The organism is Streptomyces sp. NPDC030165 (genome assembly GCF_055573595.1).
This window is the reverse complement of the sequence record NZ_JBVIBD010000014.1, coordinates 185,316-199,766: the sequence shown is the minus strand read 5'-3', so window position 1 is coordinate 199,766 and position 14,451 is coordinate 185,316. Positions and strand designations below refer to the sequence as shown.

Genomic DNA, 14,451 nt, shown 5'->3' with positions numbered 1-14,451 from the left:
CCCGGACCGGGCTCACGTGCCGAGGGGCGCACCGAGCAGCCAGTTGCCCGGGGCGTCCGGGTCCGGGCTGAGGTAGAACTCCTCGATGGCCTTGCGGAACTCGGCGTGGCTGATGGCGCCGTCGCCGTCACGGTCCAGCCGCTGGAAGGCGGGGGCGGAGGTCGCCGGGTCGATGTGCAGCGCCTCGTACATCCGTACGTACTCGTCGGCGGTGATCCGGCCGTTGCGGTCGGTGTCGAGGGCCCGCATCAGCGCGTCGACGATCTGGAGCACGACGTGCTCGAACGTCTTCGGATCGGTGACGTGCGAGCGCATCAGGCCGAGGAACTCCGCACGGCCCACGCGCCCTTCACCGTCCGTGCCGCCCGCGTCCCGCAGCACCTCCCACCACCGGGCGAACGCCTCCCGCAGCGCGGCCCGGCTCTCGTGGTCCTCGGGCGGCACCACCGCCATGAACAGCCCGGCCATCACCTCGAAGTCCTCATGGGTGAGCCAGCCGTCCTCGGTACGGTCGAACCAGTCGAAGAGGATGCTGAACTTGCGGTCGAGAGTGTCGTTCGCCATCGAACCCACCGTCCTTCCGCGGTCCGCGATGCGTCGGGTGCGCGTCCCATGCAACTGCCGACGCGGGGCGCGGTCAACGACGGTTCGGGTCAGGTTGCCTGGCGGGCGGCGTACGGGAGGAGAGCGGTGGAGGTGGCGGGAGAGGCGGCGGCTTCCACGGGTTGGCAACCGTGGGCGCGGGCCTCCTCGATCGCGTCGCGTACCTGCCACAGGACCAGGGGCCGGCAACGGTGACCGCTGGTACCGCCACCGCCTGGCGAGCGGTACCTGGACCAACAACGGGTCGAAGGGGCCTGGCCCGCGCCCGGCAGGACGTGCGGCCTCAGGGCTGTACGTCCCGCCGGGCGCGGCGCTTTGGTGGTGGGGACGGCCGTAACGCCGCTGCAATGCCTTGCGCAAACTATTGAAACAATCAACCGCGGCGGATACAACAACGGCTGAACACCTCCCACCCCCTCAGGAGGAACGATGTCTCCCACCCGCCGACGCCGGCCCGCCCGCAGACTCGTGGCCGCCGCGCTCGCCCTCCTCTCCGGCGCGGCGACGGCCGTCCTCGCCCCGCCGCCGCAGCCCGCGCACGCCGCGCCGCCGGGGACGAAGGACGTGACCGCCGAACTCTTCGAGTGGCGGTACGACGCGGTCGCCGAGGAGTGCGGGAAGACGCTGGGCCCCGCCGGATACGGCTATGTGGAGGTGTCCCCGGCCACCGAGCACATCCAGGGCGGCCAGTGGTGGACCTCGTACCAGCCCGTCAGCTACAAGATCGCCGGGCGGCTCGGTGACCGTACGGCCTTCAAGAACATGGTGAACGCCTGCCACGCGGCCGGGGTCGAGGTCGTCGCGGACGCGGTGATCAACCACATGTCGGCCGGGTCGGGTACGGGAACCGGCGGCTCGTCGTACACGAAGTACGACTACCCGGGGGTCTACCAGCGCCAGGACATGGACGACTGCACCGGGGAGATCACGGACTACCGCGACCGGTGGAACGTGCAGCACTGCGAACTGGTCCGGCTGGCCGACCTGGACACCGGCGAGCCGTACGTCCGGTCCCGCATCGCCGCGTACCTGAACGACCTGCTGTCGCTCGGCGTGGACGGCTTCCGGATCGACGCGGCCAAGCACATGCCGGCAGAGGATCTGGCCGCCATCAAGCGGCAGTTGAAGAATCCTTCCGTCTACTGGAAGCAGGAAGTGATCCACGGGGAAGGCGAGGCCGTCTCGCCCACCGAGTACCTGGGCAACGGTGACGTGCAGGAATTCCGGTACGGCCGCGACCTCAAACGCGTGTTCCAGAACGAGAAGCTGGCCTACCTGAAGAACTTCGGGGAGGGCTGGGCCTACCTGCCGTCCGGCCTGGCCGGCACCTTCGTCGACAACTGGGACACCGAGCGCAACGGCTCCACACTCAGCTACAAGGACGGCGCGGACTACACCCTCGCCAACGTCTTCATGCTGGCCTGGCCGTACGGGGCACCCGACGTCCACTCCGGGTACGAGTTCTCCGACCACGACGCGGGGCCGCCCAACGGTGACGCGGTGCGCGCCTGCCGGCCTGGGGGCACCTCCCAGGCTTCCGGCACCGGGGGAGGCTGGAAGTGCCAGCACAACTGGCCCGAGATCCGCAGCATGGTCGGCTTCCGCAACGCGACCCACGGCACACCCGTCACCCACTGGTGGGACAACGGCAATGACGCGATCGCCTTCGGGCGCGGCGACCAGGGCTACGCCGTGGTCAACCACGAGGGCAGCGCGCTGACCCGGACGTTCCAGACCTCGCTGCCCGCCGGCACGTACTGCGACGTCCAGAGCCGCAAGCCGGTGACGGTGGACGGCGACGGGCGCTTCACGGCCACGCTCGCCCCGGACACGGCACTCGCGCTGCACGTCGGCGCCCGCACCTGCGGCTGATCACCCGAACGTCCTGAAGGAGTCCTTACGTGAGGCGCACCCTCCGCCGTACCGTCGCAGCCGTGGCCATGGCCCTGTGCGCGGCGGTCCTGCCCGCCCCGCCCTCCGCGAACGCCGCACCGCCACCGGCTCCGGCCCAGGCGGCAGCGCAGTGGATCGACCGCGACACCGTGGTCTGGAAGGGCGCCCGGCACGCGGACGCCCGGCTGGAGTTCGGGGCGGAGGGGACGGCGGAGGGTGAGGCGGCCGGGAAGACGGCCGGGAAAGCGGCCGGGCGGATACGGCTCACGCCCGGCACCCTCACCCCCGCCGAGCAGGCCGCCTACCCGCACCTGAAGAACTTCCCGGCGTTCACCGTCGACCCGCGTGACCAGGAACTCGCCCCCGCAGCCCTGCGGGACCGGCTCGTCGCCGTCCAGCCGGACGCGGACGGGCGGCCCGTCAGCACCGGCGTACAGATCCCCGGCGTACTGGACGACCTGTACGGACCGGCCGCGGCCGAGGCGCCGCTCGGCCCGGTCTTCCGGCGCGGCCGCCCCACCCTCTCCGTCTGGGCACCGACCGCCCGCACCGTCACGCTCGAACTCGACGGCCGTACGGTGCCGATGCGGCGGGACGACGCGAGCGGTGTGTGGCAGGCGCGGGGGACACGCGGCTGGGCGGGCAAGCCGTACCGGTACGTCGTGACCGTCTGGGCGCCCAGCGTCGGCCGCTTCGTCACGAACAAGGTCACCGATCCGTACGCGACCGCCCTGACCGCCGACTCCGCGCGCAGCCTCGTCGTCGACCTCGCCGACCCGCGCCTCGCGCCGAAGGGCTGGAACCGGCTCAAGAAGCCCGCCGCGGTGCCGCTGAACCGGGCCCGCATCCAGGAGCTGCACATCCGGGACTTCTCCGTCGAGGACCGCACCTCCCGCCACCCCGGCCAGTACCTCGCCTTCACCGACCGCCGCTCGGCCGGGATGCGGCACCTGAAGGCCCTCGCCGACGCGGGGACCTCGTACGTCCACCTCCTGCCCGCTTTCGACATCGCGACCGTCCCGGAGCGGCGCGCCGACCAGGCCCGGCCGGACTGCGACCTGGCGGCGCTGCCCGCCGACTCCGAGCGGCAGCAGGAGTGTGTGGGGAAGACCGCCGCGCGCGACGCGTACAACTGGGGGTACGACCCGTTCCACTACACCGTGCCGGAGGGCTCGTACGCGTCCGACCCGGATTCCCCACGCGCGCGGACCGGGGAATTCCGGCGCATGGTGCAGGGCTTGAACGGCGCCGGGCTGCGTACCGTCATGGACGTCGTCTACAACCACACCGCCGCGAGCGGGCAGGACGCGCTGTCCGTCCTCGACCGCATCGTGCCGGGCTACTACCACCGGCTGCTCGACGACGGCTCCGTCGCCGCCTCCACGTGCTGCGCGAACACCGCGCCGGAGCACACCATGATGGGGCGGCTCGTCGTGGACTCGGTCGTCACCTGGGCCAGGCAGTACAAGGTCGACGGGTTCCGGTTCGACCTGATGGGACACCACCCGAAGGCCAACATCCTCGCCGTCCGCAAGGCCCTGGACGCACTGACCGTCGCCAAGGACGGCGTGGACGGCAAGGCGATCGTCCTGTACGGGGAGGGCTGGAACTTCGGCGAGGTCGCGGACGACGCGCGCTTCGTGCAGGCCACCCAGCGGAACATGGCGGGCACCGGGATCGCCACCTTCAACGACCGCGCCCGTGACGCCGTACGCGGCGGCGGGCCCTTCGACCCCGACCCGCGCGTCCAGGGCTTCGCCTCCGGCCTCCTCACGGACCCCAACTCCTCACCCGCCAACGGCACCCCGGCCGAACAGCGCGCCCGCCTGCTCCACTACCAGGACCTGCTCAAGGTCGGCCTCACCGGCAACCTGGCCGACTACATGTTCACCGACACCTCCGGCCGTACGGTCAAGGGGTCGGAAGTCGACTACAACGGCAGCCCGGCCGGGTACGCCGCCGCCCCCGGTGACGCCCTCGCGTACGCCGACGCCCACGACAACGAGACGCTGTACGACGCCCTCGCCTACAAACTCCCGCAGGGCACCCCGGCCGCCGACCGCGCCCGGATGCAGGTCGTGGCCATGGCCACCGCCGCGCTCTCCCAGGGCCCGGCCCTCTCCCAGGCGGGCAGCGACCTGCTCCGCTCCAAGTCCCTGGACCGCAACTCCTACGAGAGCGGCGACTGGTTCAACGCCCTGCACTGGGACTGCCGGGACGGCAACGGCTTCGGCCGCGGCCTGCCGCCCGCCGCCGACAACAAGGACAAGTGGCCGTACGCCCGGCCCCTGCTCGCCGACCCCGCCCTGCGCCCCGGCTGCGCGCAGATCACCGCCGCCTCCGCGGCCTACCGCGACCTGCTGCGCATCCACGCCACCGAACCGGCCTTCGGGCTCGGCAGCGCCGACGCCGTGCAGAAGGCGCTCTCCTTCCCCCTGTCGGGGACGGCCGAGACACCGGGTGTCGTGACCATGCGGCTGGGCACGCTCGTCGTGGTCTTCAACGCGACGCCGCAGCGGCAGCTCCAGCGCGTACCGGAGCTCGCGGGCACGCGGTACGGCCTGCACCGCGTGCAGGCGCGCGGCGCGGACCCGGTGGTGAGGACGGCTTCGTACGAGAAGCGGACGGGGACGTTCGGCGTCCCGGCGCGTACGGTCGCGGTGTTCGCGGCGCGGTAGCCGCCGCGTGGCTGTTCGCGCGTGGCCGCCTTGTGGGGCCGTCCATGGGCCGCCCTGCCCATGGACGGCCCATCCGCCGTCGGCGGTTCCGGGGCCCGTTTCCCCCGTGGATCGTCCCCATGGTTCCCCCATCCGTCCGCCGGAGCGGACTCCATGGGCCCCCGTGATCCCGTGCCCTCAGGCCCCGGTGACACCACTGTGAGGCCCCCGGGAATTGTCCGAAAGCCCTGGAGGCGCCGGACAAAGGGCCGTACAACCTGTCCCGGTTGCGCGACGGACCGGCGCGCGCCCGCGTTCCGCGCCGGGCATGCGCCCCACCCGCCGGCGCCTACGCTCCCGGTCCGGGCTCCTGCCGCACCCGCTTCTCCAGCAGCGTGACGGTATACCTGCTCCCGTCCGAGCCCTCCTTCGCCCGCTGCTCGCCGACGACCCGGTAGCCCGCGCTCTCGTAATACGGCCGCAGACGCGGATTGCCCGACTTGCAGTCGAGGCGGCTCAGCGGCCGGCCCGCCTCGGCGATCCGCCGCTCGGCCCGCGCCAGCATCGCGCGGCCGGTGCCCGCCGGGGCCCGGTCCCGGTCGACCATCAGCCGGTGCAGATAGCCCGCGACGGGCGGTTGCGGCCCCCAGGCGGGCAGATCCTCCCACCACAGTTCCCAGGCACCGGCGGTCTCCCCGCCCACCTCGGCGAACCACACCTCGTCCTGCTTGATCCGCAACCGGAAGTGCTCCGCGTCCCGTTCACCCGGCGTCCACTGGTCGATGCCCCGGCCCTGCATCCAGCGGGCGGCCCCGTCGTAGAGCGCGACGAGGGCGGCCACGTCGGCGTCGGTGTCCGCGGCGAGGCGGAAGGTGATCATGTCCATGCGCGGATTGTGCCGCAGGGGCGGCGGAACGGGCCCGTCCGTCTCACGTCGGCTGCGGCGCCAGTGCCAGCAGCCGGGTGAGCAGATCGCCGAACGGCCCGTCGGTCGGCTCGCCGGCCAGCACGCGGCCCAGGACGCCGGCCATCTCCTCGTCGTACGCGGCGCTCACCGCCGCCAGCGCCGCGAAGTCGTGGACGAGCTGGCGTTCCAGTTCACCGCGGGGGACGGCGCGGCTGTCGAGCCAGATCAGCGCGGTGGTCTCGGCGAGCGAGATCCAGGAGCGGACCACCAGCTCCATGCGGGGAGCGGCGTCCCGCACACCGAGGTGGGCCAGTATCTGCTCGTACGCGGCCTGGCGTACCCCGTCGATCATCGCGCTCGTCCGGCCCGGACCCACGCCCTCCATGGCGCCGATGGACGGGCCGCCGCGCATCAGGGCGGAGAAGCCGGGGCCGTGCTCCTCGACGAAGTCGAAGAACCGTTCCATCACGCGGAGCAGGCGGGCACCGAGCGGGCCCTCGTGCGGTTCGACGAAGCGCGCGGCCAGCTCGTCGGCCGCCCGGCGCAACGCCGCCTCGTACAGGCTCTGCTTGCCCGGGAAGTAGTGGTAGACCAGTGGCCGGGAGATACCGGCCGCCTCGGCGATCTCGTCGATCGAGACCTCCTCCGGAGCCCGGCGGCTGAACAGGCCGAGCGCCACGGCGATCAGCTGCTCACGTCGTTCCTCGACACCCATCCTGCGGCGCACCCCGTTGGTCATGCGCACACCCTAACGACCGGGTGCGCGCCGCGGAATCGAGCGGCCGGGGGCCGGACACCGGCCCGGCCCCCCTCGCCCGGGGGACCGTCCGCCTCAGAGGTCGAGCACCAGCCGCTCCCCCCGGGCCCGCGAGACGCAGATCAGCATCGAGTCGTCCCGTTCGGCGTCGGTGAGCAGTTCATCGCGGTGGTCCACCTCGCCGGAGAGCACCCGCTGCTGGCAGGTGCCGCAGAAGCCCTGCTCGCAGGAGTACGGGAGGTCCGGCAGCGCCTGTTCGCGGATGGCGCGCAGGGCGCTGCCGTCCGCCGGGACGGTGACCGTACGGCCGGTACGCCGCAGCTCCACCTCGAACCCGGCGTTCCCGCCCGGGGGCAGCGCCGCGGCGGGCGCGAACCGCTCGGTGTACAGGGTCAGTCCCCGCGCCCCCTGCGGCAGCAGCCCGGCCACGGCGTCCATCAGCGGGTCCGGGCCGCAGCAGTAGACGGCCGCGTGCGGCGGGGCGCCGGCGAGCGCGCCCGCCAGGTCGGGCAGGCCGTCCTCGTCCTCGGCGACCACCGTCACCCGGTCCGACGCGGCGCCCGCCAGCTTCTCGACCTCCTCCAGGAACGGCATCGACGCGCGCGACCGCCCGCCGTACACCAGCCGCCAGGGCACGCCCTCGGACTCGGCCTGCCGCAGCATCGGCAGGATCGGGGTGATGCCGATGCCGCCCGCGAGGAACAGGTAGGCGTGGCACTCCTCCAGCCGGAAGCGGTTGCGCGGCCCGCGCACCTCCACCACCGTCCCCTCGTGCAGCTGCTCGTGCACCTCGCGCGAGCCGCCCCGGCCGTCCTCGACCAGCCGCGTCGCGATCGTGTACGAGCCGGTGTCGGCCGGGCTGCCGCACAGCGAGTACTGGCGTACGGCCCCCGAGGGCAGCACCACGTCGAGGTGGGCCCCCGGCTCCCAGGCCGGCAGGTTGTCGCCCTCCAGACGCAGCCGTACGACGCCTTCGGCCTCCTCGGCGCGCTCCGCGACCAGGAGCCGCAGGGGGCCGGAGCGGTCCCGGCCCTGGCCGGAGACGGGCTGTTCGAGCGCGGGCACCGGCCACAGCGGCGACCGGCCGATGCGCCGGCGCAGCGCCCGCCGGACGGCCAGCGCGGCGCCGGCGGCGACCAGGACCGTACGTATCCGGGGGAGGGACGGCATCTCAGGCGGCTCCTGTCGGGTCGGTCGTCGGTGTGCCGGGCTCCGCGGCGGTGGGCCCCGGACGCGCCTCGGCGGCGGTCGCGGCGGGGGAGCCGGCCAGGTAGGCGGCGGCCTGCTCGGTGCTGCCGTACCGCGACGGGTGGTAGGACCGGCTCAGGTACTGCGGGACGGACCGGGCCATGTCGGCGGCGGTGGGCAGCACGCCCTCGCGCCCGGCCCGTACGAACTCCCGGAAACTGGCCCGGCCGTCCGGCAGCGACGGGTCGTTGGCCATGAAGAAGCGGGTGCCGCGCTGCCAGAGGAAGACGAGCGCACCGAAGGCGGTGGCCCAGGTGCGCACCCGCCGTCGGTACCCGCCGTCCAGGTGCATGAACAGGTCGAAGGCGACCGAGCGGTGTTCGACCTCCTCGGCGCCGTGCCAGCGCAGCAGGTCCAGCATCGTCGGATCGGCGCCCCTGGCGTCCAGCGCCCGGGCGTTGAGCACCCAGTCCCCGAGGAACGCCGTGTAGTGCTCGATCGCGGCGATGATCGCGACGCGCTCCATCAGCCACCACTGGCGTGCCCGGCCCGGCGGCGAAGAGGGTGCCACCCACGCGTTGAGCAGTGGGGGACGGTCGCCGAGCAGCTTCTCGAAGAGCCAGTCGACCTGCGCGGTGTAGGGGGCCGGGTCCAGGCCGAGCCGCTTGAGGTGCGGCAGTACGTCGTCGTGCGCCTGGGAGTGCATCGCCTCCTGGCCGATGAATCCGATCACGTCCGCCCGCAGCCGCGCGTCCCGTATCTGCGGCAGCACCTGCTGGTAGACGTGCACGAACCAGCGTTCACCGGCGGGCAGCAGCAGGTGCAGCACGTTGATGGTGTGGGTGCTGTCCGGGTCGCCGGGTATCCAGTGCAGGGGGTGTCCGCCCAGTCGAAGGCGGCGTTGCGTGCCTTCAGCGGGGTGTGCTCGGACGCGACCGGCCGGGGCCGCAACGAGGCCGTATTAGACATGGCGTCAATGTACTGGCGGGTACGGGATCGGCAACAGGCTTCGGACAGGGATTTCCCGGGAGACCGACGGAAAGACCGCCGGGACGCCGAGGCCCGGTGCCTCACCGCAGCCCCGTCACCCGCCCGCCGCTCCGCAGCCGCCCCGACAGCTCGGCCCGGGCGCCCGCCGTGGCCGGTACGGCCAGCTGGGAGCCGGCCGCGCGGCCCGCGGGTCCGCCGCTCGCGCTGATCTCCGTGAGCTGTCCGCTGCCCGCGGCCACCAGCCACCACTGCCCGCCGGGGGCCTTCCACAGCACCCCGGCCAGCGCCCACGGCTCGCGCGGGCCGCAGCCGGGGCCGCCCGTGGAACGGGCCACCACCGCGCCCGGCGTGTACCGCTGTCCGACCGTGGGCGGCGTCTGGACCTGCGCGAAGGTGCGGCTGCCCGCGCCCCGCCAGGTCTCGGCGCGCGTGCACACCCACGTCGCGGTGCCGCCCCCGGCGGGCAGCTGCTGCTGGGCGAACTCCCAGGAGTTGACCGTGCGGACGCCCTGGCCGCGCAGCCCGCCGAGGTGGCACGCCGTGCGCGCCCAGGCCGTACGCGCCTGTGGGCCGTACGGTTCGCCGGGCCGGTCCGGGGCGCCGGACGTCAGCCGGGCCGGGAGCAGTTCGCCGAGGTCGGTGAAGAGACGGCCGTCCATCCGCAGGGCCTGCCAGGCCGTGCAGGTGGTGGCCTGTGCCGGGGACGGTACGGGGCCGGTCGTGCCGTCGTCGCCGAGGGGCAGGGGCCGGGCGGCGGCGGTGGGCTTCAGCAGGTCGGTCAGTTCGGCGCGTTCGGCCCATGGTGCGGTCAGGTAGCGGACGTTGCTGTCCGCGCGGCTGAGCACCAGGGCCGTGGCGGAGGTGTCGTCCGCGCCGTCCGTACGGGCGAAGTCCAGCGCCGCGCCGCCCTGCCCGCCGGAGCCGTCCGACGGTTCCGCGTAGCGCACCACGCGCAGCCCGTCGTACAGGAGCACCACCGCGGCACGGTCCGCCACGCCCGCGTAGAGCAGCTGTGGCGGACCGGCCGCGGGGCCCTTGGCGGTGCCCGGGGTCGCCGAGACCTGTACGTCCGGGCCGGGCCTGGCCCACACGGCCAGCGCGCGCCGCAGCAGCGCCTGGTCGTGCGTACGGTCTCCACGGGCGGGCCAGGCCGACAGGTCCCGCCGTGTCGCGTTCCGCCACGTACCGGCGGCGGCCCGCGTCACCTTGGCGGGGTCCAGGGCGGCCTGCGCTGCCGCGTTCTCGGCGTACGGGGGAGCCGCGGCGCCATCGGGGCCCCGACCGCCGCCCGGCAGGGTCAGCAGCGCACCGCACACCAGCACCGCCGCCCCCGCCGCCAGCGCCGTGCGCGTGTGCCGGCGGCGGCGCAGGAGGTCGGTGGGCCGGGCCTGGAGGGAGCAGGGGTCGAACTCGGCGGATCCCAGCAGCGACCGGTCCCGGCCGCCCGCTGCCGGTGCCGTACCGGCCGCGGCGGCGAGCGCGCCCGGCACGTCCTCGGCCCCGGCCGCCCCCAGGACCGCCCGCACGTCCGCGTCGCCCAGGCCCTCCAGTGCGCGCAGCACGTACGCCGCGCGGGCCGGGGCGGACAGCGCCGACAGCGTCCGGGCCAGGGTGAGTTCGTCCACGCCCCCGGAGCGGGGGAACAGCCGCAGGCCCCGGACCTGCGGCAGCAGCGGCGGCAACGGGGGTACGGGCACCTCGCGGCGCAGCAAGGGCACCCGTACGCGGGGGTGTTCGGCCGCCAGGGCCGCGCGCAGCACCCGCAGTCGCACCAGCGCGTAACCGGGATCGGTGGCCGGGCGTCCGGGGCGGCGCTGGGACGGCAGGGCGGGGGTGTCCTTGCGCGGCAGGGCGCGCTGGACGACCGAATGCGCTGTCAGGACGCGCCGGTTGCGCCCCAAGGTGGGCGGCAGGACCAGGTAGGCGAGGCGTGTCAGCCGCGGATAGTGCTCGACGAGGGCCGCCTCGGCCTGCTCGACGCCGACGAAGGCGGCCGGGACGTCACCGGTGCCGGGGCGGCGGCTGTCCGGACGGGGTGCTGTTGCCTGCTGCTGCTCCACGTTCGGTGAAACGAGTGAATCCTGGGATGGTCACCTCGCCACGGGCGTCCCGTAAGGGCGGAGCGAACCCGCAGGCGGCGGTACGGCACCGGGAGCGACAGCGCCCCGTACCGCCGCCCGAACCGTGCCCGTTACTGCGGACGCTGCGCGCGGTCGAGGTCGAACTCGCCGTCCCGCGCGCCCAGGACGAACGCGCGCCACTCGGCCTCGGTGTACCGCAGCACCACGTCCGGCTCCTTGGAATTGCGCATGGCCACCGCGCCCTTCTCCAGGAAGGCGATCTCCACCGCCTCCTCGGACTCGCCGGGAGCGCGCTGCCAGGTGGCGCCGGAGATGTCGAGGGCGTAGAGCCACTCCTTGTCCGCTGCGGTACTCATGAGGGGAACTCCTCGCTCGCGTTCCGTACGGGTCTGCGTACGGATCGTCAGCGTACGCGGTGGCCGGACGAGCTTCCAGGGGACCCAAGAGGTGTGCTACAGGAGTCTGGTGGGGCGGGTTTGGCGACGGCCCGCTCGACCAGCTCCTTGGCCTGCGCCGGGTCCCGCTCGGTCAGCGCCTCGACCGTGCCCAGGTCCATGCCCATCGCCACCAGCCGGGCCTGCGCGCCGTCGTGCAGGTCCCGTTCGATGCGGCGCAGCTCGGCCGCCGAGGCGTCCACCGCGTCGTGCCGGGTCTCGGTGAGCCGCGCCACCCTGGCGGCCGGCTCCGCCTTCGGCGGCGTGAGGAATGCCGCGGCGAGCCCGAGCCCACGTGCTCCGGCAACCAGTGTTCGGCGGACCCTCATCCGTACGCTCCCTGCGCTTCACGCGCCCGGACGCCGGGCACGGGAACAGTCTGCCGCGTGGAGAAGACCAGGTCACTGGGTTCAGCCCCCGGAAAGGGGTGGAGCCGGCCCCACCACGACGGGCGGCCGGGGGCCGGTGTCGGCCATGTGCCGCCGGGGCCCGGCGGCCCCGGCCGTCGTCTCCTTTCTCCCGTCCCCGCGACCCCTGCCGGCCTCATCACGTCTCGACTCCTCCGGACGGAGAGCCCCATGAGCGTCCCCGCGACCGTGTCCGCCGCCATCCCTCCCGCCGCTACGCCAGTCGCCCCTCCCGCCGCCCCGCCGGCCGCGTACGAAACCTCGATCGCCGGCACACCGGAGCTGGTACGCGCCGCCCAGCGCCTGCGCCACCAGGTCTTCGGCGAGGAGCTGGGCGCCACCCTGCACTCGCCGCTGGCGGGCCACGACATCGATCCCGTCGACGACCTCGCGGACCACCTGATCGTCACCGAGACCGCGACCGGCGACGTGGTCGGCACCTACCGGCTGGTGCCGCCGGGACGCGGCGACCGCCTCTACTCCGACGGCGAGTTCGACCTGTCGGCGCTGGCCGCGCTGCGCCCCTCGCTCATCGAGGCGGGACGTTCCTGCGTCCACCCCGGCCACCGCAGCGGCGCCGTCATCAACCTGATGTGGGCCGCGCTGGCCCGCTACACCCTGCTCTCCGGTCACCGCTACCTGGCGGGCTGCGCCTCCGTACCGCTGGCGGACGGCGGTACGGCCGCGGCCGCAGCCTGGGAGCTGGTCCGCACCCGGCACGCCGCACCGCCCGCACTGCGCGTCACCCCGCATCGCCCGTGGCGGCCCGCGGGCCCGGGGCCGGACGCGCGCCCGGCCCCGTCGCTGCTGCCGCCGCTGCTCCGCGGCTACCTGCGGATCGGCGCGTGGGTGTGCGGACCGCCCGCGCACGACCCGGAGTTCGACGTGGCCGACTTCTTCGTGGTGCTGGACATGGAGCGCCTCGACGCCCGGTACCGGCGGTTCTTCCTGGGGGACGCGCAGTCCGGGAGCCGGGCGTGAGCACCTGGGAAGTACGGTCCGAGTGCACGACGGGCTGCGCCGCGCACGCCGTGCCGCGGGTGCCGTTCACGGAGACCGCCCGGCGTTGCGCCGCCTTCACGCACGCCGCGGGCCGCGCGCTGCGGGACGGCGGGCGGATGGCCGAACCGGCGCGGCTGCGGGCGCACGCGCGGGCGGTGCTGGGCGCGATCGGCGTACGGCTCGTCGTCGGGACGGCGGCGGACACGGCGGGGCTCACCGTCCCGTGTCCGCCCGGCTCTCCGGCCGCACCCCGCCCCGGCACCCTCGTCGTCGCCAACCACATCTCCTGGCTGGACATCCCCGCCCTGCTCGCCGTCGAGCCGGTCACCCTGCTCGCCAAGCGCGAGGTCGGCGACTGGCCGCTGGTCGGCACCCTCGCCCGCCGCGCCGGGACCCGCTTCATCGACCGCGACAGCCCGCGCCAACTGCCCGCCACCGTCGCCTCCTTGGCGGGACTGCTGCGCTCCGGGCGGTCGGTGGCCGCGTTCCCGCAGGCCACCACCTGGTGCTCGGTGGCGTACGGCGCCTTCCGGCGGGCCACCTTTCAGGCGGCGCTGGACGCGGGCGCCCCCGTACGGCCGGTGACGCTCGCGTACGAGCAGCACGGGCTGCCCAGCACGGTCGCGGGCTTCCTCGGTGACGAGGAATTCCTGTCCTCCGTACGGCGGGTGGTCGGCGCGCGCGGCCTGACGGTCCGCGTCACCGTGCACCCGCCGCTGCTGCCGCGGCCCGGGACGCACGACCGGCGCGCGCTGGCGGAGCTCGCCCGCACGGCCGTCACCGGGACCGTACGGGAGCCGGCCCGGCGGCACGGAGGGCTCGTACGTACGGGTCAGGCGCTCGGTACGTACTTGTAGCCGACGCGCCGTACGGTCACGATCGACGACCGCAGGCCCGCGCCCAACTTGCGTCGCAGCCGGGCGACATGCACATCGACCGTACGGCCGTCACCGACGTGCCCGTACCCCCACACCGTGGTCACCAGCTGGTCGCGGGTGTGCACCCGGTGCGGGTGCGCCACGAGGTGGGCGAGCAGCTCGAACTCCAGGTACGTCAGGTCCAGTGCCCGGCCGTGGACGTGCACGGTCCGCTGCTCGGGGTCGATGCGGACGTTCGCGTCACCGGTCAGGCTGCCGGCCGCGTCGCCGGCCGGGGCAGTGGCGGCGGCCGGCACCCGCTCCGCCGGGACGAGCACGAGGTAGCCGACCATCGCCGGCTGCCCCGGGAGCGCGGGCAGGCTGTGCTGCGGCGCGGGCAGCCAGGTCGCGCCGGAGGTGAGCAGGTCGGCGACGGGCGGCAGCTCGTCGGGCGCCACGGCGCGCAGGCGCTGTCGCTGCCGGCCGGGCACGGTGGGGACGGGGGAGGCGGTGGCCGTCGCGGAGGCCGGGGCGGCGGAAGGGGCAGGCAGGGTACGGACGTTCGTCATGATCGTCAGCTCTTTCGCGCAGAGGGGCGTCGGTGGACGTCGTGCGCGCGGGCAGGGCTGGAGACGCTCTGGAAGGCGTCGGTGAGGCGTGTGCGGGCCCGCGCTC

Annotated in this window: 11 protein-coding genes and 2 pseudogenes; 4 read left to right on the top strand and 9 right to left on the bottom strand. The window is 74.3% G+C overall.

The genetic code is table 11. The features are described from left to right. Window positions 1–12: 12 nt before the first annotated feature. Window positions 13–564, bottom strand: coding sequence for an EF-hand domain-containing protein (locus ACZ4Z1_RS25785; RefSeq protein ID WP_468488976.1), 552 nt, complete (start codon window positions 562–564; stop codon window positions 13–15). A 468-nt stretch (window positions 565–1,032) separates the two neighbouring features. Between ACZ4Z1_RS25785 and ACZ4Z1_RS25780 the strand changes: the two genes are divergently transcribed. Continuing rightward, on the top strand, window positions 1,033–2,475 hold the full coding sequence (locus ACZ4Z1_RS25780; protein ID WP_468488975.1) for an alpha-amylase: 1,443 nt from the start codon (window positions 1,033–1,035) through the stop codon (window positions 2,473–2,475). A gap of 68 nt (window positions 2,476–2,543) precedes the next feature. Further along, window positions 2,544–5,174 carry a pullulanase-type alpha-1,6-glucosidase gene (pulA, locus tag ACZ4Z1_RS25775; protein WP_468489042.1) on the top strand — a complete coding sequence of 877 codons (2,631 nt, stop codon included), beginning with the start codon at window positions 2,544–2,546 and terminating at the stop codon, window positions 5,172–5,174. Window positions 5,175–5,502: 328 nt separating this feature from the next. On the opposite strand, the gene ACZ4Z1_RS25770 is transcribed toward pulA, so the two are convergent. The 7 genes and pseudogenes from ACZ4Z1_RS25770 to ACZ4Z1_RS25740 form a co-directional block, all read right to left on the bottom strand. Then, window positions 5,503–6,039, bottom strand: coding sequence for a GNAT family N-acetyltransferase (locus tag ACZ4Z1_RS25770; protein WP_468488974.1), 537 nt, complete (start codon window positions 6,037–6,039; stop codon window positions 5,503–5,505). A gap of 43 nt (window positions 6,040–6,082) precedes the next feature. Then, window positions 6,083–6,799: a TetR/AcrR family transcriptional regulator gene (locus tag ACZ4Z1_RS25765; protein WP_468488973.1), complete on the bottom strand. Its 717-nt coding sequence runs from the start codon at window positions 6,797–6,799 to the stop codon at window positions 6,083–6,085. 93 nt (window positions 6,800–6,892) lie between these two features. Continuing rightward, entirely contained in the window at window positions 6,893–7,987 is a 1,095-nt protein-coding gene (locus ACZ4Z1_RS25760) for a PDR/VanB family oxidoreductase (protein WP_468488972.1), read from the bottom strand. Window position 7,988: 1 nt separating this feature from the next. Next, window positions 7,989–8,974: pseudogene (locus ACZ4Z1_RS25755) on the bottom strand (metal-dependent hydrolase). A gap of 101 nt (window positions 8,975–9,075) precedes the next feature. Further along, complete coding sequence (locus ACZ4Z1_RS25750) at window positions 9,076–11,055, bottom strand: hypothetical protein (RefSeq protein WP_468488971.1); 1,980 nt, start codon at window positions 11,053–11,055, stop codon at window positions 9,076–9,078. 131 nt (window positions 11,056–11,186) lie between these two features. Next, complete coding sequence (locus ACZ4Z1_RS25745) at window positions 11,187–11,432, bottom strand: DUF397 domain-containing protein (RefSeq protein WP_468488970.1); 246 nt, start codon at window positions 11,430–11,432, stop codon at window positions 11,187–11,189. Window positions 11,433–11,560: 128 nt separating this feature from the next. Beyond that, window positions 11,561–11,794, bottom strand: a pseudogene (locus ACZ4Z1_RS25740) (histidine kinase); the annotation flags it as partial. A gap of 294 nt (window positions 11,795–12,088) precedes the next feature. Between ACZ4Z1_RS25740 and ACZ4Z1_RS25735 the strand changes: the two are divergent. Beyond that, the gene (locus ACZ4Z1_RS25735; RefSeq protein WP_468488969.1) at window positions 12,089–12,898 is read left to right on the top strand and encodes a GNAT family N-acetyltransferase; all 810 of its coding nucleotides are present in this window, start codon (window positions 12,089–12,091) and stop codon (window positions 12,896–12,898) included. After that, window positions 12,895–13,776, top strand: a complete 882-nt coding sequence (locus ACZ4Z1_RS25730; RefSeq protein ID WP_468488968.1) for a lysophospholipid acyltransferase family protein — start codon at window positions 12,895–12,897, stop codon at window positions 13,774–13,776. Before ACZ4Z1_RS25735 ends, ACZ4Z1_RS25730 begins: the two co-directional genes overlap by 4 nt. Here the strand turns inward: ACZ4Z1_RS25730 and ACZ4Z1_RS25725 are convergent. Then, the gene (locus tag ACZ4Z1_RS25725) at window positions 13,752–14,345 is read right to left on the bottom strand and encodes a winged helix-turn-helix domain-containing protein (RefSeq protein WP_468488967.1); all 594 of its coding nucleotides are present in this window, start codon (window positions 14,343–14,345) and stop codon (window positions 13,752–13,754) included. The genes ACZ4Z1_RS25730 and ACZ4Z1_RS25725 overlap by 25 nt on opposite strands. Between the last annotated feature and the right edge of the window lie 106 nt (window positions 14,346–14,451).